General features: G+C 65.0%; 16 protein-coding genes. 2 read left to right on the top strand and 14 right to left on the bottom strand.

The window, feature by feature from the left end; translation table 11 throughout:
• From H7828_RS21845 to H7828_RS21805, 9 genes are all read right to left on the bottom strand, one after another.
• Positions 1 to 2488 (bottom strand): hypothetical protein (locus H7828_RS21845; protein ID WP_226783197.1); only part of this gene is annotated, 2488 nt, incomplete at its 3' end.
• A complete protein-coding gene (locus tag H7828_RS21840) occupies positions 2485 to 4971 on the bottom strand; it encodes a hypothetical protein (protein WP_226783196.1) in 2487 nt (828 codons plus the stop codon). The genes H7828_RS21840 and H7828_RS21845, both read right to left, overlap by 4 nt.
• Positions 4971 to 8462 (bottom strand): putative barnase/colicin E5 family endoribonuclease, encoded by a 3492-nt coding sequence (locus H7828_RS21835; protein WP_226783195.1) that lies wholly within the window; start codon positions 8460 to 8462, stop codon positions 4971 to 4973. Before H7828_RS21835 ends, H7828_RS21840 begins: the two co-directional genes overlap by 1 nt.
• Positions 8463 to 8854: 392 nt before the next feature.
• On the bottom strand, positions 8855 to 10948 hold the full coding sequence (locus H7828_RS21830) for a hypothetical protein (protein WP_226783194.1): 2094 nt from the start codon (positions 10946 to 10948) through the stop codon (positions 8855 to 8857).
• Entirely contained in the window at positions 10945 to 11496 is a 552-nt protein-coding gene (locus H7828_RS21825) for a hypothetical protein (protein ID WP_226783193.1), read from the bottom strand. The genes H7828_RS21830 and H7828_RS21825 overlap by 4 nt, the downstream gene beginning before the upstream one ends.
• Positions 11496 to 13715 (bottom strand): phage tail protein, encoded by a 2220-nt coding sequence (locus H7828_RS21820; RefSeq protein ID WP_226783192.1) that lies wholly within the window; start codon positions 13713 to 13715, stop codon positions 11496 to 11498. Before H7828_RS21820 ends, H7828_RS21825 begins: the two co-directional genes overlap by 1 nt.
• Positions 13712 to 14317, bottom strand: coding sequence for a phage connector family protein (locus H7828_RS21815; RefSeq protein WP_226783191.1), 606 nt, complete (start codon positions 14315 to 14317; stop codon positions 13712 to 13714). The genes H7828_RS21820 and H7828_RS21815 overlap by 4 nt, the downstream gene beginning before the upstream one ends.
• A 55-nt stretch (positions 14318 to 14372) precedes the next feature.
• Complete coding sequence (locus tag H7828_RS21810; protein WP_226783190.1) at positions 14373 to 14831, bottom strand: hypothetical protein; 459 nt, start codon at positions 14829 to 14831, stop codon at positions 14373 to 14375.
• A 63-nt stretch (positions 14832 to 14894) separates the two neighbouring features.
• Positions 14895 to 15845, bottom strand: a complete 951-nt coding sequence (locus H7828_RS21805) for a phage capsid protein (RefSeq protein WP_226783189.1) — start codon at positions 15843 to 15845, stop codon at positions 14895 to 14897.
• Between the two features lie 352 nt (positions 15846 to 16197).
• Here H7828_RS21805 and H7828_RS21800 point away from each other — a divergent pair, with 352 nt between their 5' ends.
• Complete coding sequence (locus H7828_RS21800; RefSeq protein WP_226783188.1) at positions 16198 to 16641, top strand: type II toxin-antitoxin system PemK/MazF family toxin; 444 nt, start codon at positions 16198 to 16200, stop codon at positions 16639 to 16641.
• Positions 16642 to 16826: 185 nt separating this feature from the next.
• Here H7828_RS21800 and H7828_RS21795 read toward each other — a convergent pair whose 3' ends face one another.
• Genes H7828_RS21795 through H7828_RS21780 form a run of 4 tightly spaced genes read right to left on the bottom strand, consistent with a single transcriptional unit; the run spans position 16827 to position 19159 of the window.
• A complete protein-coding gene (locus tag H7828_RS21795; RefSeq protein WP_226783187.1) occupies positions 16827 to 17780 on the bottom strand; it encodes a hypothetical protein in 954 nt (317 codons plus the stop codon).
• Entirely contained in the window at positions 17689 to 18084 is a 396-nt protein-coding gene (locus H7828_RS21790; protein WP_226783186.1) for a hypothetical protein, read from the bottom strand. Before H7828_RS21790 ends, H7828_RS21795 begins: the two co-directional genes overlap by 92 nt.
• On the bottom strand, positions 18081 to 18314 hold the full coding sequence (locus H7828_RS21785) for a hypothetical protein (protein WP_226783185.1): 234 nt from the start codon (positions 18312 to 18314) through the stop codon (positions 18081 to 18083). Before H7828_RS21785 ends, H7828_RS21790 begins: the two co-directional genes overlap by 4 nt.
• The gene (locus H7828_RS21780; protein ID WP_226783184.1) at positions 18311 to 19159 is read right to left on the bottom strand and encodes a BRO-N domain-containing protein; all 849 of its coding nucleotides are present in this window, start codon (positions 19157 to 19159) and stop codon (positions 18311 to 18313) included. Before H7828_RS21780 ends, H7828_RS21785 begins: the two co-directional genes overlap by 4 nt.
• 269 nt (positions 19160 to 19428) lie before the next feature.
• Between H7828_RS21780 and H7828_RS21775 the strand changes: the two genes are divergently transcribed.
• A complete protein-coding gene (locus H7828_RS21775; protein WP_226783183.1) occupies positions 19429 to 19623 on the top strand; it encodes a hypothetical protein in 195 nt (64 codons plus the stop codon).
• A 23-nt stretch (positions 19624 to 19646) separates the two neighbouring features.
• Here H7828_RS21775 and H7828_RS21770 read toward each other — a convergent pair whose 3' ends face one another.
• Positions 19647 to 19880 (bottom strand): hypothetical protein, encoded by a 234-nt coding sequence (locus H7828_RS21770; protein WP_226783182.1) that lies wholly within the window; start codon positions 19878 to 19880, stop codon positions 19647 to 19649.
• Positions 19881 to 20057: the final 177 nt, after the last annotated feature.

The raw sequence follows: 20057 nt of genomic DNA, 5'->3' as shown, positions 1-20057 counted from the left end.
CCCCGAGGATCTTCAGTTGGTTCGATCCGAACGACCACTCCAGGTCATCCAGCGTCTGGCGCGTCGCGGGCGTATGGGTGCCCGCCGCCAGCTGCAGGGTGAAGGTGGTGTTTTCGGAGACCAGCATCAGCGCCTTGACCATGCGGATCGCCTTGGTCAGGTCGGCGGGCGCCCCGACAGTTTCACCCGATCCGGTGCCATCGGCCGATACGTAGGTGACCCGCTCGTTGGTGGCGGTGCGGAAGGCTTCGAAAGCGGTCAGCGCGGCAGTGTCGTTTGGCCCGGTCGCCCCGAAATGCGCAGGGGCGGGATCCACCGGCACGACGTTGGGCATGTCCGCGATCGCCGTGGCGCCCATCTCCTGCTTGTAGGTCAGGCCACCCGCCTGAAAGGCCGTGCCCGACGACGGCGCCCAGCCGTCCTCGATGGCATGCACCGCCGTTTGGCGGTCGGGCAGGTTCGCGTTCGGGCCCAGCTCGACCCCTACGGTGTAGCGCAGCGATCCGTCGATGGTGGTGTCCTCGACGTACAGGCGCGATGCCTCGTCCACATCGAAAGGTTTGATCGTCCAGCCGCTGAGCGTGGCGCCCGACACATTGGCGCGCCCGTCATTGGCGGTTCGCACGATGTATTGCGCACCGCCTTGGGCATCCCATTCCATGCCGATGCAGACGGTAGCGCCCTCAAGGTTCGATGCGAAGACGACATGGGTTGCGCCGGCATCCGCTGCGGTCGATCCCTTGACCCGGGTGCAATCGATGTTCCCGCCGTCTCCCGTGGCCAGGTAGCTGCCGATGTTGAACGCGCGGCTGTCGCCAAGGTCGATCGAGCCCGCCTCGGCGTCGATCCGCGCGATGGGGCCGGGGCTCTCGTCGAATTCGCAGCCCGCCGCATCGATGTTGCCCTTCCCGCCGCGCCCCTCGGCCGAGGACAGGAACAGCACGGGCAGCTCGGGCAACCCGCCACCTGCCTTGACACCACAGCGCCGGAACGAACTGTCGGCCGCCGCGATCGAGGCGCCCTCGGCCGCCACGATGGCGTTGCCGGCGATCCCCGTGAAGTAGCACTGCCTCGCCGACAGCATGCCAGCCCTCGCGCAACGGGCGCCAGCAGCGGAGCCGGTCATTGTGACCCTATCGATCTGGCCGGTCGAGCCGCGCCGGAAGAACAGCGCCGCGTGGCCGGGGTCACGATTGTTGGTGCCGTTGTTGCGCAGGTCGCCGCCCGAGATCGAGATGTTGCTGGCCCAGGTGCTGGTCACGCCGCGCCGCGCGCCGCCCTTCGCGATCAGGCCGCGCAGCAGTTCGATGCGATAATTCAGGCCCGCGCCGTTGTTCGGCACGCTCCAGCGATCAGACCAGCGCAGCGTGACCACATTCGTGGTGCCGTCATAGTCGATAATGTCGGCCCCGGTCGTGTCCGACCCGTTCAGCACGGTGATCGCGGCGCCGATATAGTAACCGGTGGCCTCCCGGTCCTCTTCGGCCAGCGGGAATGTGGTGACCGTCCCCCCGGCGGCTGTGTGTCCCGTGCGCTCCAACAGCGTCTCGCGCACGGGATCGCAGAACAATCCGCTGTCACCCAACACCACAAAGTTGCTACCCCAGGCCTCGCGATGCGGGTTGCCCTGTGCCCCGGCGTTACGCATACCGCAGCGATGGCGCACGTTCATACGCGACTGGTTCAGCTCGACCCCGTTGTCGCCGCGCAACTGCATGTCCACAACCAGTGCCCAATGGGGCGCGGTGCAGTAGAGGAACGAGATCAGCGCGTGGTTCGCGGGGAAGCTCTCGGCGGTCAGCACGACAGCATCCTGCGAGACGATCTGCACATGGGAATAGTCGCCACCGAAGACCGACACCTGCGAGGGCCAGGCAAACCCCGCTTCAAGCAGGATCGTGATCCGCGCGCCCTTTTCAACGGTCATGCCCTGAACCGCGCCCAGTGCCTCTTGCACCGTGGCATAATCCGTCGGCACCCGGAACGTGGTATCCTCCGAGATGACCGGCACGACGGTCAGCGCGCCGTTGATCCAGCCGGTTCCGCTCGCATTCCCGATCAGCGCGCGACCCTCTACCGGGACCGGGAACGTCGGATCGGCACGGTCGAACCCGTTGGGCAAGAGGGGCACCCTGTCGAACAGGCGCCCGAGATCCTGGATCGCCATGACGTTGCGGTCCACCTGGCGTTCCAATCCCTTTTCGCGATTGCCCAGCAGCCCCTCCCAGCCTTGCTCGACACGGGTGGCACGCTCGATCACCAGTTGGCGCCCGGCATGCACCGCCGCATCGGTCAAGGACAGGTAGAGATCACCCGCCGCCGCCGGTCCGGAGGGCGTCACGCTCCAGCCGGTCAGCTCCTGCCGGCTGGTGCCCAGCAACACCGACACCCGGAATTCCGTCTCCGACGCATATTCGTGGGGGATCGCGTAGGGCCCCAACGACGAAATGGTATAGAGCGGCGTGGCGACAAAGGTTTCGACAGTCATCGGTTACCTGCAATGTTGGAGATGTCAGGAAGGCGGGCGGGTGAAAGTGCGCCGCGCGGCCAGTAGGTCTGGGTGCCGTATTCCTTTGCGCGCCGCGCCTCCTGGCGTCGCATCAGGCGTTCGGCGTCAGGGTCCAGCAGCAGCTGCAACTGGTCCGCAACCAGCCGATCAAAGGCGAGACGTGTGGGCCAAAGCGAACTTGCCACTGGCGTGTTGTAGCGCACGGCATTGGCCAGATCGCGACCGAACAGGGTATCCTTGCCCTCGACCGCGCGGGTGACGTTCGAGGCCCCGATGCGGATGACGTCGCCGGCTACACCGGCCACCGGCCCGGCGAGGGTTTCGGCAAGGCCGCCACCGGCACGGCTGGTTTCCGATGAAAAGAAATCCCCGAAGATGCCCAGGCCGCCCGACTGGAACAGCGCTGCCATCCAGAATTTCCCCTCGTCCATCGGACGCGGGTCCCGGCCCTTGGCCACCTCCTTCAACTGAACCGCCAGCGCGCCCATCACCATCAGACCGGCCGCCATCTTGATTGCATAGGTGGCCTTCTCCATCGGCGTCGGCAGGCTGTTGAAGCGGCGGATCTGGCCCAGCGTCAGCGACAGGGCAAAGCTCTTGTACATGCCGAACGACCGCAGGAATTCGCCCGAAAATGTTCCCGGCTTGGTGTCGCGCTGGGTTCTGGCCGTGCCCTCGATCGACGCCGTGGGCATCGCCAGCTCAAGCTGCTCTTCCATCATCATCTGCACGCGCAGCGACAGGCCGTCCGCCTCGGCCGGCGACATCCGCGTCTGAGCATTGCGCCAGTGGATCGGCGACAGGAAGGTTGCACCGTTCGGGGCCCGGAACAGCGCGGCCGGATCACGCAGCGCGTCCCAGTCTTCGGCGGTGATGCCGCGTTCCAGGAACAGCTTGCGCAGGGGCGCGTCGATCTTGTCGAAGCTGCGGGCGGCGTTGTCGGCCATGAAGCCCGCGAACTCCATCTGGAAGCTGACCTTGTGCATGTCGGTCCAGAACGACAGGCCACTGGCCCGCATGGTGAAACCCGACAGGCGGCGCGTCACCTCGGGGGCGAACTGCTCGCCGGTGAACCGGGCGGCCGTCGCCCCCATGTCGGCCAGGCTCTCGGCCACGTAACCCATGCGCGCCGCCGTTTCGCGGGTGGCCTTGCTGGCCATCAGTTGCACAGAACGCGACAGCACGTTGTTGCCATTCATCCCGACGATGCTGCTGGCCGCCTTGATCGTTGCCAGGTCGGTGGTCGACGAAAGAAGCGCCGATCCCAGCTGGATCGATGTGAGGGTTTGGCGCACCCCGCCAAAGAAGCTGCCCCAGAACTGCTTGTCCGCGACATTGTTGGACCCGTCGACATGGGCCAGCATGGTTTTGGCCAGCGCCGCCGATGATTTCACCTTGTCGGCCAGCTTGGCGTCGCCGCTTGTCTCGGCGATCTTCGTTGCGGTCTGGATGGCGAACTCCAGGCCCATGCGCGGGTTCGGCCCCAGGACACGCATCTGCGCCACGTCGCGCGCCAGCCCGTGAAGCCCGCCGATCATCGCACTGAAAGGATCGGAGCTGCCGAAAGCCTTGTTGTATTCCAGCCAATCCTTGCCGCTGGTGAAATGCAGGATGCGCGGCTCGGCGCGCTGGTTGTAAAGCGCCTTGCCCCCCATGGCCATCGACGGCTGGTTCTGATCCCATCCGCGGGTGACGATCCCCTGGTAGATGTCCTGAAGGAACTCCCGCTGCCGGGCCACGGGCACGGGGCCGCCATCGGCGAACGGCTTGCCTGTCGACTTGTCGATCATCCGCGACCAGTCCAGCCGCCCCGACACTTCGGCAAACCAGGCATCGAACCCGGCCTTGCGAAGGGCGTTCACGTCGTGGGCATGAGGCAGGCCATAGTCGCCGATCTTGCCGATGTCCCCACCATGGGCGTTGAACATGCGGCGGTACTTGTCCTGCACCTCGCGCACCGCCTCGGCCATCTCGCGGGCCATGACATCGCCGGTATCGTCACCATGCAACTCGCGCACGATGTTCTCGAACTGGGCCCGGTTGCGGGTGTTGCCCGCGATCGTCTGGCCATGACGCTCAAGCACTCGGCGCATTCCGGCGTTGATGTCCTTCACCATCGCCTTGTTCAGCGACGAAACGCTTTCGCCCGCGAACCCCGAACCCTCGCTGTGCTCGATCAGCTGGCGCAGGGCCAGCGCCGGATCCTTTGCGCCACGGATCAGGCCATCGATCCGGCGCATGGATTGCAGCTGGTTGATGACGGCATGATGGCGACGGGTGGCGGCAGCCGAGGTTGCCTCCTTCAGGTCTGCCGCCGCCCGTGCCTCAGCCTGGTGGCGCGGCATGGTCGTTTCATACCGGGCCACCAGCTGATCGAAACGGTTCCCGGCCTCTCGGGCGCGAACCTTGTCCAGTCTTCCTGCATCGACGGCGCGTTGCAGGCAATCGTGCATATTGGCCATCAGGCGCTTCCTTTCAACGCGCAGCCGCTGACCACCGTGGTCAGGACGTCGTCTTCATCCAGCTCGTCCAGCATCTCTGTCAGGGAGAGTTCGGTGCCGTCCTCGCGGGTGAAGGTCAGCTCATCCGAAGCGCTCGATGCGCGCAGTTGCGCGACATCGTCAGACGGATCGGGGGCTTGCCAGGTGGCGGGCTCGCTCTTATCTTTGGAGGGTCCGGTCGCATCAGGAGCCGTTGATGCGTCAACGTTCTGCACGTCAGTCCTCCGCAGAAGCCGGGCATTTTCAGCCACATCGGCAGGCCGATCGACACGATAACCTGTCAGAAGCCAGTTTTTCTGCTTGCCATCGTATGACAGGCGAACCGCCGCAACCGCCATGTCGCCATCGTCGATCACCAGGCGCACCCGGTTCTCCGATCGCTGAACAACCGTCCCGCGCCGCAAGACATCGATCACCCGCTCGATGTCGCCAGGGTGATCCTCGATGATATGCGATAGCCCAAACCCTTTCGGGTCAGGCTTTCCATAGACAAAGGCGATATCACCAAGTTCCGGATGTACGATCGCGTCGGGAACTTCGCCGGTCTTTTCGGCCAGCAAACGCTGGATGGCAGCTTCCGGCTGATCGCGAAGATCCGTGTGGATCGGGCCGAAAGGCTGCTGTGCCTCATCCCTCATGGCCTGGCTTGCACGTTGATCGCCCGCGACCAGATCGGGCGATGATGCGCCCTCGTCGGCTGCACCGCTGGGCAGGGCGTCGGGTGCCTGCATTTCTGAAGCGCCGGCGCGGCTGATCCCGGTTTCGGTCAGATCGCCAAAGGTATCGGGATCGATCCGTTTCAGCACGTCCAGGGGGCCGGGGGCATCCAGCAATCCACCGGTGCGCCCTGCCGCGCGCGCTTCGCCCGCGTACTGGCGCAGGAAGGCCGCCACCTTGTCGGCCGGGGCCTGGCGCCCGCCCGGCATCAGACGGGCCACCAGCGCCCGCGTCAGGGGCGCTATGGCGCCATCCAGAAGATCGACATCGGCCAGCAGCTCTTCGACCATCTGCGCGGCCGTGCTGCCCGGCCGGGCGGCGGCCAGGTCGCGCGCGCTGGCGATCAGCCGCACCGCGTCCAGCAGGAAGGGCGTGATGTCCATTTCCGGGGCGACAAGGCCATTGGCGATGTCGATGCGCAGCGCGGCCAGATCGGGGGCCGCGGTCGCAAGGGCATCCATCAGGCTGCGCATCGGCCCGGCGTCTTCCTCGACATAGCGCGCGACGATGTCGGGGGCCTCATAGGCGCGGGCAAAGAACACGTCGCGGATCTGCCGGATGGCCGCCGACGACAGGCTCTTGTCGCCGCGCGTGAAATCCGCCCGTTCGGATGCCGGGTAGGCAGACAGGAAACCGCGGGTGAATTCGGCGTTGTCGGGGCTGCGCAGATCCGCATCGGGGCGATACTTCGACATCAGCCCGCCATCCAGGGCACCGGCGCCGACGCGGGCCCGTTCCTCGGCCGGCATCCGCATGACGCCACTGTCCTGGGCCTCGACCACGAAGGTGCGCCGTTCGGCATCGCTCATCTGCGAGGTGCGCCGCGCGATCAGCACCGGCCGCTCGATGCCCTCGGGGATCTCGTATCCCGCCGCCTCGATCGCCTGGCGATAGGCCTGCGCCCTGTCCAGCCCCTGGTCATAGGCGCGCCCCAGCGCGAGCATCCGGCCGTTGCCGCTTTCGATCACGTCGTCCGGGCCCACGATCGGGGTGCCGCGATCCGCCGTCGGACTTGGCATCAACAGCGCCGGGTCAAGGCCCGCAGCAATCTGCGCCACCTGGGCGTCGGAACTGGCACGCCCGCGATCGCGCGGCTGAAGGTCGCCGCTGGCCTGGCGAAGGGTCGACAGGTCGGCAACGACATATTCCACGTCAATCTGCTTGCCGTCGCCATAGCGCACCTGGCCGGTGTCGGTGTATCCGCGCGACGTGGAATAACCGCTGTAGTCAACCGCCCCCCCGCCGCCGGCCGCCGACGCGCCGCCCGAGGCCGAGGGCGCCGTGCTGCGTGGCCCGCGATAGCCCTGCCAGGCACCGGTGCCCTGATCCTTCCAGATGTGATAGGCGATGCGATCCTGCAACTCGGGCGTCATCAGCTCTTCGCCGGTCAGGCGCAGCTTGGCCTTGAATTCGCGCAGGGTCTGGCCAACGATCTGGTAAGCCCCCATCGGCGTTGCGGTACGCCCCACCTGCGACCTGACCCAACCGGCATATTCACCACGCGGAGATGCAAACGCGATGGCTTCATCAACGGTCATGTCTGTCAGGCGCACGTCGGCGTAACGCCCCCCCGTGCGGTTCTGGAACCCAAACAGGGCATCGTAGTCGCCGCCACTTTCCCCTGCGAAGATGCCATTGCGGATCTCGATCGGGATCACTTCGCCCAGGCTGCCCGCGCCATCCAGCGTCCGCCCCTGGCGGCCAGCGGCAATGGCACGTCCGAACCGGGGGTCAAGCGTGCGCGATGTCTTGTCGGGGCCCCAGGCTGCCACGCTGCCGCCGCCGACATGGACCCCCCATTCATAGTGGCCCAGACCAGGCCAGACGGCGGCCGCACGGTTGAAGAACTTCTCGTACAGTTCGGGATCGTCGGCCGGGCGGACGCGAACACCCTTGCGCGTCAGAACGATGTCCGCCGTATGTGCTTCGCCATGCTCGTCGACATCGTGGCGCGTCGAGCCCGTGCGCGGGCCTTCGGTGCCTTTCGCGACCTGGCCGCCCGAGGTGATGACCACGCCGATGTCATCGCCCAGCGGGGCAACAACAGACTGGACCTGCGCCACGAATGCATCGCCGGGCGGGATTGACCGGATCTTGCCGTCAAGCTCGTAGGTGACGGGCACCTTGCGCCCCGACGCCATGCGGCCCGCAGGCCTATCGCGACCCGCCAGCCGCCGCTCGGCCGCGTCGATCTCGGCCCGCGTTCCCAGGGGATCGTCACTGTCGGCCGTTGCCTCGCGGGTGGCCTGGCGCTTGGCGCTCACATGGGACAGGGCGCGCGCGCCCAGCCCGATCACCCCGGCCACGCCGCCGCCGAACACCGCGCCCGATGCGATGCGCACCAGCGGGTTCGGCGGGTCGATGTCCAGTTCATCCGCGACCCGGTATTCCCGGGGCAGGCTGGCGGCTTCGCCCGCTGCGCCAAGGGCCGCCTCCGACACGATGACACGCCCCAGCGATCCGCCCAGCCCGAAGGGGGCCAGGGCCAGGTTGACCGGATCGACAAAGGCGCGGGCCATCGACCCCGCGAATTCGGCAAAGGCGCCGCCAGGCTGGTTCAACACGGCCTCGGCTTCGGCCAGGTCTGCCTTGCGCTGGCTGTTGATCCTGGCCGTGAAGGCCTTGGGGTCCAGCGGCATGTCGTCCCAGGCGTCCGGGTTCTCGGCGGCTTCCAGCGCAGCCTCCGCTACCACTAGATCGGTGAACTTCTCATCCGCAAACTGCGGCGACCCCATCCGCTTGCGAACACGATCCAATCCCTCAGGCGAAAGCCTCTCCAGCATGTCGAAGGCCAAAGCCGCGCGTTGGCGGGCAGCGTATCCGAAAGCGTCCGTGCGGATGGTTTCGGAACGCCAAGAGGCGCCCAGAACATCAAACGTCCCCGCGGGATCGTCAGATCCGTCATTCTTCGGGGGTGGAGTGCGGTTGACCGGCACTTGCACCGCTTTGGGCAAACGGGGACTGGCAGTTGCATCGTCCCTCGCACCCCGGCCAGCAGGTTCCGGTTCGGGGCGAGTGTCCCTGACCTTGCGCGGTTCAGGTTCCAATACCTGCGGCCTCACCGCAGGTGTCAACTTCGGCCCTGGCTCGCCGCGATCTTCCGGCGCCAATCCAAATTCCGTCATGCTCATTCGCGCGAACCTTCGATTAGGTCACGCAAACTGAAGACGAAAGTCGCGCCTTCGGTATCCTCTACGAAATACGGCTCCCCCGAACGCTCATAGCGCAGGTAATAAAGGTCATCGGCCCCAGGTAGCTTGATGAACCGCACATCCCGGAACAATCCAGCAGCACGCTCGGGGGGGCCAAGAACCGGATCTTTCCCGTTTATGCTAGCCGCACGCAACCCTCGCAGGATAATCTCATTGTCCTTTGCTGCGAACTTGCGAAGACCATAGCCTTGATTGTCCCGCCAACCATCAAGCTGATCTTCGATGCGATCATAGGCATCCTGAACCTCGGCCGCCGTCATGTCCGGCGGCAACAGGGTGGGTTGGCCGTTGATCGTCTGGACGCCTCCCTTGGCCTTGCGGGGGCTGTCATAGGGGCCAAGGCCGCCATTGGCTTCGTGCAGCGCCTGGCGATAGACATCCTCGTCGATGTCGGCGCCGGGATCGATGCGCCCCATGCGCGCCGCATAAAGCGCATCGGCCGCTGCGATCGTCTCGGCCTGCAGGGCCTGCCCGCCCCGCACATCGGCATAGATGTCACCGATCTCGGAAAAGGCCGCATCCTGCCGCGACCGTGCCGGGGGCAGGCTGACGTTGCCCTGGGCCAGGGCCTGCTGTCCCTTGAACAGCTCTTCGGCCGTGACGGGGTTCAATCCGCTGGACAGCATCCGGCCGACATGACGGAACACCGGATCATCCGACACCGTCTCGAACAACTCGGGCGCTTCGGTCAGGCCGCCGTGAAGCGCGGCGGCCAGAACCGTGCGCGCGTGCGGGTCGGCTTCGGGCCCCGTCTGCTGTTTCAGCGCGGCCCTCTGTTCGGCATCCAGCACCGCCAGATCATCGATATAGCCGTTTTCCTGAAGGTATCCGGCATGACGCACCCGCGCCGCGATGCCCCGGGCATAGGCTTCGGGATCGGCCGGATCGAAGTCGGGCAGTTCCGGGAACGAAAGCACGTTGTCCTTGGTCCCGGCATAGGCGACGGCGTCGCGCTTCCACCCGGCCTCGGCCTCGGCCAGGGCATCGCGCAGCACCTTCTCCCGCTCGAGCTGGAAAGGCTTCTCGACAGGATCGTTGCGCTCTCTCTGCAAGGCCTGGCGCAGCTCCTGCGGCGTCAGCAGTGCAAGGTTCGGGATCTCCAGCGCGAGATCATAGGCGGCCGAGGCTTCGGCATAGGCCGGGTGGGCCTGCACCTCGGGATCGTTCAGGCGCGCCACGTCCTTCAGCTGGCGCCCGGATTTCAGAATGGCGGTCGCATCGCTCAGCCAGTCGCCGATCCCGGCCTTGCGTTCACGATCCGCCTTTTCGCTGGCGCGCTCAAGCTCGGCCGCCTCGGCATCCAGGCGCGCCTGCGCCTGCACCTTCTTGGTCGCCAGTGTTTCGGCACCCAGGCCGTCATATATGCCCGCCTCGGCGGCAGTCAGGAAGGCTGCCGGGTCTTCCGCAATCAGGGAAGTCGCGCTGGCGTTGTCGGCATCGCCGATCAGCCTCACCTTGCGCAGTGCGCCTTCGTCGGCCGTGATGGTTCCATCCGTCACCAGGCTGTCGATCTTGGCCAGGCCGGTCGACAAGAGCTCGTCGCGCGTTTCGGGGTCGGAACGGGCCGCCTGGTTCAGCGTCTCGTGACGATAGGTGATCCAGTCCGCTTCGCGCTGCTGCTGACCCAGTGCGATCGCGCGTGCGCCCAAGGCGTTGGCGTGCGTGTTGGCCAGGCGATCGAACCCGATGTCCAGGCGGTCTCGCACGCGCGGGTCCTGCCCCTCGATGTACCTGGCCTTCAGCTCGGCCACCCGGGGGCCCCACTGGGCATCGATCTCGTCGGGGTCGGTCATCTGGTCGAATTCCAGACGCAGCTGACCGATGTCCCTGGTGAAGTCGGTTTCAGCCCGGGCAGTGGCGCGGCTCAGCCGGTCTTCCACGATCCGCGTGCCGACCTTGTTCATCACCTGGCCGAATTGCTCGATCGCCTCACCGGCACCGTTGGCCTCGACGCGGACCTGGGGGGCACGGCCAGGCCGTGCATTGCTCTGGGGAACCGTCAGCGTCATCGCAGAAGCTCCGGCCAGATGTCCGGGGCATCATCCAGCAGGGTGCCCGCCGCCGACAGGCCACCCTTGAACAGGGCGGTGCGGCCCCGCGCGCGCAGGGCGCGCTGCTCGGCGCTCAGCTCGGTCTGGCGGGCCTGACCGCCCGCGCGCACCGACTGGCTTTCATAGGACAGCTCGCGCGCCGCATTCTGGCCCAGCGTCACCGCCGTGGGGCTGTCCAGTGTCACGCCACTCGCAACCAGCTGGGCCGACTGCTGGCGGATCGCCGACATGAACTTCATGCGCGACCGATGATCCTCGATCGCATTGATCTGGGCTTCAGTCTGCTTCTGCTCTTCGATCAGCGCGACGTTCTGCTTTGCCGCGCGGTATTGCGAAATGCCCGAGAACAGCGCACCGCCCATCGACACCAGGGTGCCAAGGCCCTGCAGCGATGCCAGGCCGGTTGCAGCGGTCGTGGTACCGGCTAGCGCGCCAGCGCCGGCCGCCGTGGCGGCACCGCCTGCCCCCGCCGCGCCAAGAGCGCCAAGAATTGCCGGAACACACATCAGCCGCCCGCCTCTTCCACGACTGGCACCGAGGCCAGGATTGTCAGGGGTGCACCGCCGTCAGGCCGAAAGCGGTAGAACACTTCGCCGGCATGGCCACTGGGCACCGGGATCTCGCAGGGGCCGCTGTAGGTGGTGACCAGCTCTGCCGCGACCTTGCGCGGCAGGATGCCCTGCGCCTGGCCGACGCGGTCGGGTTGGCCTGCATCACGTTCCACCGCCTGCACCTTGCCGGCGGCGCTGCGATGCACCTGCAAGCCCAGCCCCGAGTGCAGCCGCTTGCGCCGACCCAGGCTGTTGCCATCGCGCGCCGGTGCCTGCACCGGCAGGGTTTCCACCTGGTGCGTATCGTCAAACAGCCCGATAAAGGCATGGCCCACCTTTTCGGGAAGGACGATCGACCCATCGCCAGCGACGGTCAGGTCGGGAAACTGGCCCTGGTCTGTCCAGGCCGTCACGGTCTGCCCCGCCAGATGCGGCACGCTGAAGGTATCAATCGCGGGATCCGCGGTGATGTCGGCGGCCGCGAACAGGTGGTTGGCCTCGCTCAGGGCCTGGGTGCCCGTCAGGATGCCATAGGTCAGGGATTGCTGTTCGAACATGCGCACGACCTGGCCATCGACAACGCGGCGCACGACCAGGTCCACCACGTCGACGGCGCCTGTCGGGTCGGCGGACACCGTCACGCTTTCGACCTCGCCGCCGGCCACCGGAACGGTTGCCCAGCCCAGAACGTCCTGATCGGGGTCATAGATCATCAGCGCCAGATCGGCATTGCCCAGGCGCAGCCATGCCATCTGCTGGGGCGACGATTGCCAGACGATGTCGCGAAACCCCGAAGCGCCGATATGGTCGGACGGCAGGCTCAGTTCGCGCGGGCGGTTGGCGTCGCGCTGCAGGGAATAGTCGATCTCGAACAGGCGGGCGCCGTCGCGCGCGATGAAAATCGGGTTGCCCGCCGGCGCAATGGGGGTCGCATCGGCCGATCCGATGGAACTGTCCCGCCCGAAGGTGGCCGTCGTGGGGCCGATCCCCTGTTCGCCGCTGGTCGAGCGGGTGGAATACTCCTCGCCCAGGGCGCCGATATGAAGGGCGCGCGCACCGCTGCGCAGCCACAGGATGCGGTTGACGCTGGAGCGCCCGGCGATCGCATAGCCGAACGAACCGTCGGCTTCGCTGCTGGGCTCGAAATCATCGAAGGCCCCCGCCGCCGAGAACCAGACGGTGCGCGGATCGCTGGCCGTCGCCGCTGCGACAAGCCGCTGATCGTGGATCTCGATTGCCGCCGGATGGCCAAAGCGGCCGGACCAGGCGCCCTCGGAAAAGCGATAGGTCGGACTGGAAACGCAGGGGGCGGGCACGGCCTCGATCACCTCGGCCGTGGCCGATGTCGGGCTGTCGATCGCGGTGATCCGCACGATCCCGATCCCGTCGGAAAGGAACTTCCACGAGGTCCCGTCTTCGAAATCGTATTTCTGAACCCCCGATGTATGCACCGGCGGGTTCACTCCGGTATCCGTTCCGGCGGTCAGCTCGTAGATGTTTGCCCCGTACCGCATGACATCGCCGACCGTGACGGAGGTATTCCCCGACCACAGCGCGATGTCCGAATAGTCCTCGCCCTCAAGCCGCAGAAGGCTGCCGACATGATCCGCGACGAAGAAGTCCTCTGAAGCGGTCAGCGTGATGGTGCCCGTCGCCGCCGAACACTGGATCGTCAGATCCTCGTCCAGGTTCTGAACGCGGAACGGCCCGCGATCCAGCGCAAGAGGCGCAATCGTCCAGTTGTCCAGCGCGAAGCGGCTCAGCTTTTGCACCGGCTGAAGGCCATCACAGAAATAGATCACATCCGCCGACTGCACCCATTGAAGCCGGTCGATGGCCGCAAGGCTGTAAGGGGTTTCCAGTTCATAGGGCGAACCGCCATCCATGATCAGGGCGCCATAACGCCATACCCGCATCCGCCCAGCGGTGAACTCCAGCACCACGGCGTCGTCACGGGCAAACTCGAACGGGATAAGGCGCGCGCGCGCATTGTTGCGGGTGTAGCCTTTGAACAGGGTGCCGGGCGCCCGGGTGAAGCCGCCCTGGCGCAGGGGAATGAACCCGCGACACACGGCCAGCCCGGTCTGGAAGCGCTGATAATCGTACCGGACACGCAAAAGCGGCGAAATCTCACCGCTTGAAAAGGCGTTCTGGGGCGGGCTGAAACGGGTCACCAGGTTGCCCCCGCGACCCAGTCATCCGACCAGCGCGCATCGCGCCCGTCATAACGGGCGGACGATGCCGAACGGGCGTCGATCCGCTCCGCATCCTGCAGGGTTTGCTGGCCTGCGGTGGCCAGGTCCGCGATCTTCGTCCGGGTTGCCATCCAGCGTGGCGCCAGCAATGTCGCCAGGCGATAGGAAACCGCCGTCTGGAAAGTGGCGGGCAGCTGCGCCTCGTTCTCGATCCGGGCCGTGTAGCGCACCGTCAGCGGCCCGGCGACATCCGCCCGCAGGGTCAGACCGTCAATGCGCCAGCGCACCGTCACGGGCTGCACTTCGCGCAGTCGCACGCAATCGGCCGGCACAAGGAAGGCGAAGGGCAACGCCGGGTCGACGATCTGTGGTGCCTCCAAGGCAGCCTCGGAAAGTTGGCGATAGGTGCTGGCAAAGGACCAATCGCAGGCTTCAAGGCAGCTACGCAAGGCGACCGGGTACTGCTGCAGGGCATCCTGCGCCTGCTCGCTGTCATCCTGGAACGACGATATCGGCCCCATTTCCATGAAACGGAACGCTTGCGCGGCGATGCTGCTGGCGGCGATGGGCGTTTCAGGCATGGGTGCGATCCGGCAACGGGAAAAGAACCGGGCCGCACTGGCGGCCCGGGGCAGGTCAGGCGGTGATGTACTTGATCACGAAGGGCATATTGCCCGCGCCGGTCGCATTGGCCTCGGCGTGTTTCCACAGCGCGATGTTGCCGCCGGGATCGGCCGCAAGGCCAAGGATTTCCCACAGCCGCTTGCCATGGTTGGCATCGCCGAAGGCGAAGGGCGTGATGGTGTTGCCGCCGCTCTTGGCGACATCGATCAGCGCGTCGGCATCGCTTTCGGTGCCGATCACGATCTGGGCAAAGCCGTCGTTCTCGACATCGAACTGGGTGCCCGGGTCCATCAGGCAGTTGGACGGCAGATCGGCCAGGTGATACTTCGACCCGTTGCTGTCGGTGGCGGCATTGAGAAGGATGCCGGTCATCACCACGATCCGCCCGCGCGCCACCGCCGGATCGGGCGGACGGCTGGCAGGGTCATAGGGATCGTGGATCAGGCTGGATGTTCCGTTGATGATGGCCATGGGGCCCTCCGTTCATGTTTCAGACAGGAAAACGGCTGGCCCGCCCGGGCCAACCGGGGGGCATCAGGTCTCGGCGCAGAGAACGACGCGCACGCCGCCATCTTCGACGCGGGCGGCGTCGACATAGGCATCGGCGTAGATGTAGGGCAGGTTCTTGGCGGCCGTGTCGTTCCACATGTCGCCCTGAACATCCTGCCAGAAGCCGGCGATGATGTTCTCCTTGCTCCAGATCGGGCACATGCGATGGCCGGCACTGTTGGTGGGAAGGCGGTTGGTGAACATCCAGTTGATGCCCAGAAGGCGGCCGGGCTTGCCCTCGCGGATGTTCTCGACATCGAAGGGGTTCAGCGATGTCTTGGTTTCCAGCGCAAGGTTGATCAGGTCCGTCTTCTGCTTGGGCGTGATCAGGCCGAAGATCTGCATGTCGGTCTCAAGGCCGAATTCTTCCAGCTCCATCGCCTCGGTCGCGGCGCGCAGCTTCAGCGCGGTCAGCCCATGGGACGTGCCGCTGTCGCCCAGATCGGCCGCCAGGATGTTGCCGCTGGGCAGGGCCACGGCAGTGCCGGGCGTCTTGCCCTCGGCCACGCTGCCCAGGATACCGCCACCCGCGACGACATAGGGGCCGTTCTTGCCCTGCTTGCGCACGCCCAGGATGCGGTCATAGACCCCACGCTCGACCGTCACCACGGTGTTCTTGCTCAGCATGGACGTGGGGTCCATCGCCTGGTCGAACTTCTCTTCCTTGGTGATGTACTGGCCGGTCTCGATGACCTTCGGGCGCACCAGCCACCGGCGGCTGCGTTCCGGGGGGTTGTCCGGGTTGCGGCGGGAGTAATCCTCGCCCTCGATGTAATCGGTCTTGCCGACCAGGTCGGCAATCGACTGCGCCTCGCCGTCGGCATCCACGACGGTCACGGCCTCGCGCAGCGGATTGCGCGTCTGCTGGGCGACCATCATGATGTTGGATTGATACGTCAGGCGATGATGCGCCTCGACAAGCTGCTGATAGGACATCCAGGTCCCCTCCATGAAAACTGTGTTGGTGAGTTTTCGGAGGGGTTACCCGGCAAATCCGGACCCGCGCCTGACCGTATCGTGGCCTGCCCGGCGGTCTTTCCCGCAGTCATCCGGACCCCACGATGCGGGGTTGCCCATTGGGTTTAGGCATATTCTGGGTTTAGAAACAATGTCAAGAAAAAACGCGGCGAAGCTGGTTCGGGAAGTTGATGAGCAAGTACTTGGGTGGAAAGACTCGCCCACCAACAATTGGTATGCTAAATGCAAAAGAGGGAACCACTACATGTAGTGGCGCCCCCTAAAGAAACTGCTGTCGAGCAGAGACTGTGCAAAAGAGGTGTCACACAGAATGGACACCCAAGTCAATCTTCGGCAGCCCCATGAGGGCAGTTATTTGGCGATCGGCTTCCATCCTCGAGCAGGGCAAATTTTGGTATGTGACTTTGAGGGGTTCGTCGAACCTGAAATGGTCAAGGTTAGACCTGTTATGGTGATTTCGCCCCGCCTTCCTTATCGATCATTCATCGTCACGATTGTCCCGATCAGCTTGACAGCGCCAACCCACTGCGAACCGTATGTCGTCCAGCTTTCCAAGAACTATCACCCCAAAGAATGCGACACGCTGCCCTGTTGGGCAAAATGCGATATGGTGATGAATGTAGCGCGGAGCCGCCTTGACGGGTTTAAGGTTGACCGCCGAAAATATCTCACACCGACTGCCGATGCCGAAGATCTGCGTCGTGTTAAACTTGGCGTGATACACGGCTTGGGGATGCAATCGCTCTTGAAGTAGCTACTACTGACTTGATCTGGTGGCGATGCCGCACTAGGTATGATGCGTATCCCGTCTATCGGGCTTTAAGACCTAGAGCACTAGGCAGGTTGGCCACCGAGCGATGACAAGCTCAGGTCAGCCTAGATATTGTCAATGTCCTTGAAAGCCCCGCCTTGGCGGGGCTTTCTTGCTTTCTTCACCCCCTACTGCGCCGCGATCTTCGTCAGCGCATCCATCTTGGTGCGCAGCTCCTTCACCGCCCGCTTGTCGCCCTTGCTGGTTGCCTCGTAGTAGGCACCGCCCGGGCTGGTCTGCTTGGAGATTTCGGCGCGCGCCTCGGCGGGCGTCATTCCAAAGCCGCTGGTGCCCTTGCCCAGGCCAAGCCCGCTATCCTCGCCCATCATCGCGCCGGCAGCCTGGAAGAGGCGCATGACATTGGCATCGCCCGTGTCGGGCTTCAGGGCCATGAAGACCGACTGCATGGCGGCATCATCCAGCCCCGCCGCCTGGGCCAGGGCCTGCGCGCCCTGCTTGGCCTGGGCAATGCGCGCCGGGGTCTGATCGCCCCATTCCTTCTGAAGCGCACCCATCATCTCCGCCTGGGCGCCGGCCAGTTCGGTGTCGGCATCGCCCAGCAGCGAATTGACCCGTTCGGCATAGGCGCCGACCATCGCGTCCAGTCCCGCCTGGGGGATGCCGTGCTGGTGCGCGATTTCGCGGGCGGTCTTTTCGAACCCCTCGTCCCAGGTCACGCCCTCGGCCAGGTTGTCGGGCCGGGTGATCTCGTACTTGTCGGGGCTTTCGGGGATCCCGAACAGCTCGCCGTTGGCCTTCATCCAGTCGGCCACCGGCTGGTCGGCCTTGGGCCGGGTCAGCAGCTGGTCGGCCGGCACGCCCAGGCGCTTCTCGGCGCTGATATGCCCGTCGATGATCTTGGGCAGCGCCGCCATGGGATCATCCACCGTCAGGCCCTTGGCCGTCAGGTACTGGCGCTGACCATCGGAAAGGCTCGAGCTTTCCCACCACTTGGGTGTCGGGGGTGTCCCGGCGCCCTGCCCGCCGGCGTTACTCGTCGCCGTATCCGTAGGCGTCGTCTGAGTTGGAGGCGGGGTGCCGCCAGCCGTCGTGTCGGTCGTATCTGTGGTTTGGTCGGTCATGGTTCAGCTTCTCCTGCAACTGGTTCAACTCGAGGGGGGTAAGGCTCATCATCGCCAACAGCTTGACGGCCATGTCGCGCTGGCCCTGCTCATAGGCCAGACGCACGGGGTCGATCGGATCGGGCGCCGGATAACCATCGACATAGCGCTCGGCGCGCAAGGCAAGGACACCACCCACCCGGATCAGATCGCCGGCCATTTCCGGCTCTGCCCGATAGGCGCGCGTCCAGCGCAGGGCTGCATCGTGCGCAGGATCTGCCTTGGGGATCAGGGCACGGACGATGGGGATGCGGGCGAAGATCATGGGGTTTCTCCAAATTCATCGCGTGCCATGGCCCGGGCAACGTCTTGCGCCCGACGCCGGAAAAGACCGTTCGCCTCGAACAGCGAAAACACCGCCCGCCCCCGATCGGGCGTCCGGTCCAGATGCGGCTCCAACAAGGTCAGAAGGGCGCGCTCGATGCCTTCGGCATTGTTCAGGGCATCCATGATGTCTTCGGCGTGATCGAACCGCCGCTGCGATGCGCCGCTCATGCCGCCACCTCGCGCAGCAACATCCCCGGCACAACGATGCCGCGCACCGACTGGCGCGCGATGGTCAGGGTGCCGGCATGAATTTCGACGCCCGGCAGGGCCATAAGCGCACTGCGATGCCGCCCGTCGCACCACGGCGTGTCGCGGTAAAGATGCAGAATGCCGGGATGGGCGTTGGCGACGAACAGCCCGGACTGCACCATGCGCAAACCCAGCGGGGCAAGCGCAACGTCAGTATGCGCAAAACCGCCGTCCAGATGATGGGCAAGCCCGTTCAGCAGATGATCCAGACACGCCTGCCCCTCGGCTGGCGATACGGTCAGCGCTTGGCCCGCCGTGGCCAGCAACAGCGGCGGAAGGGGCGAACGTGCCCACATGCTGCGCCCGGCCTTGGTGCCACCCAGAAGCCGCGCTTCGCGGATCATCGACAACCACAATTCGGCATCCCGCGACGTGCTGTCGTCGAGACCACCGCCGGTGGCAGGTTGATCGATGCCGGGATGATCGTATCGCCCGGTACGCCGGATCGCGGGCAGAACCTCGGCCGTGATCCACTTGCGGAACCGGCGCGCCTGTTCCTTGCGGCTGGTCAGGACAAGAGCGTAAAGACCGCTTTCGTTGATGATGGTCGCGTTCGGGTTTCCGCGAATACCCTCGATAGTATCGAGGGTATTCAGATTGATCTTCTGCCGCTCGTCGTTGTCGAGCCGCGACACGGCATCGCTCGGATTTCCGATTTCCAACACCCGGCACACATCGGCGGCGACGAACCACGGATCGTCACCGCGCATCACGACCCGCACGGCCTGCTCTTCAAAATCAAATGGAATAACATCGGCGCTCATAACTGGCCCCTATTGGTTCGATTGAACCCGGGGCCGTCGCCAAACAGGTGCCCGGGCAACAACAGGTTGGCGAACCGGCCAATAGGAACCGGCAGGGCCGAAACCCTCCCATTGCGCCCGGACATGAGTAAAGCCGCACTTGTGGCGCGGCTTTTCGAGCGCCTATTGACAGACAGGTCGCCAAACCCGGCGCGAACTTTTCCCTCGCGCACCTTGAAGGTGACGGTATAGCATCCTTCTGTCAACAGGATCGTGAACGGGAAAAAACTATGGACAGCAAAGAAACGGGCGCCATCGCCGCCTTCTGGATCTACAAAATTGGCAGCTTCGCGACATTTGCCTACCTCACAGCCATGGATAGTGCCGACTTCAACGCCTGGAACTGGCTGATCCTCATCCCGATCAACATCTTCCTGGGGATCATCTGGCCGATCTACTGGGGAATTCTGCACTGGATAATGTGAGCCAACGATAGCAGTTTCCGGCGCTAATCCTCGAACTGCGGGGCGGGACAGCCGACGCTTCCGCCCAGCCGACACTGCCAGTAGGCCACAGCGTCCTCGCTGTTGAACCGGGCAGAATTCAAATGATCGTCGATTTCCTGCTGCGCTTCCGCCTTCACTGCTCGAAGGTTGAAGATGTTTGCACGATCCAACTCCTGTTTGTACCAGCCAAGCAAGCAATCGCGATGTTGATCCACCTCGCTCAGATATTCTTCCATCCGAGCTTCGCAATCTTTGGTTGAGGCGACGGACTGATATGTCTGATTTTGATCGATGCATGTTGGCGGAAATGGCTCCCAACACGTCGGGAAGCCGACAGTTGATGTTGGTACGACCAAGAGAAGAGCCATCAAACACATGCGCATGACCCCTATATTGGGATGGATGGGGCGAAA

It is taken from the genome of Oceaniglobus trochenteri (assembly GCF_020529025.1).
Taxonomy (GTDB): Bacteria; Pseudomonadota; Alphaproteobacteria; order Rhodobacterales; family Rhodobacteraceae; genus Oceaniglobus; species Oceaniglobus trochenteri.
The sequence above is the reverse complement of the archived record's forward strand: the minus strand, read 5'-3'. Positions and strand labels throughout refer to the sequence as shown.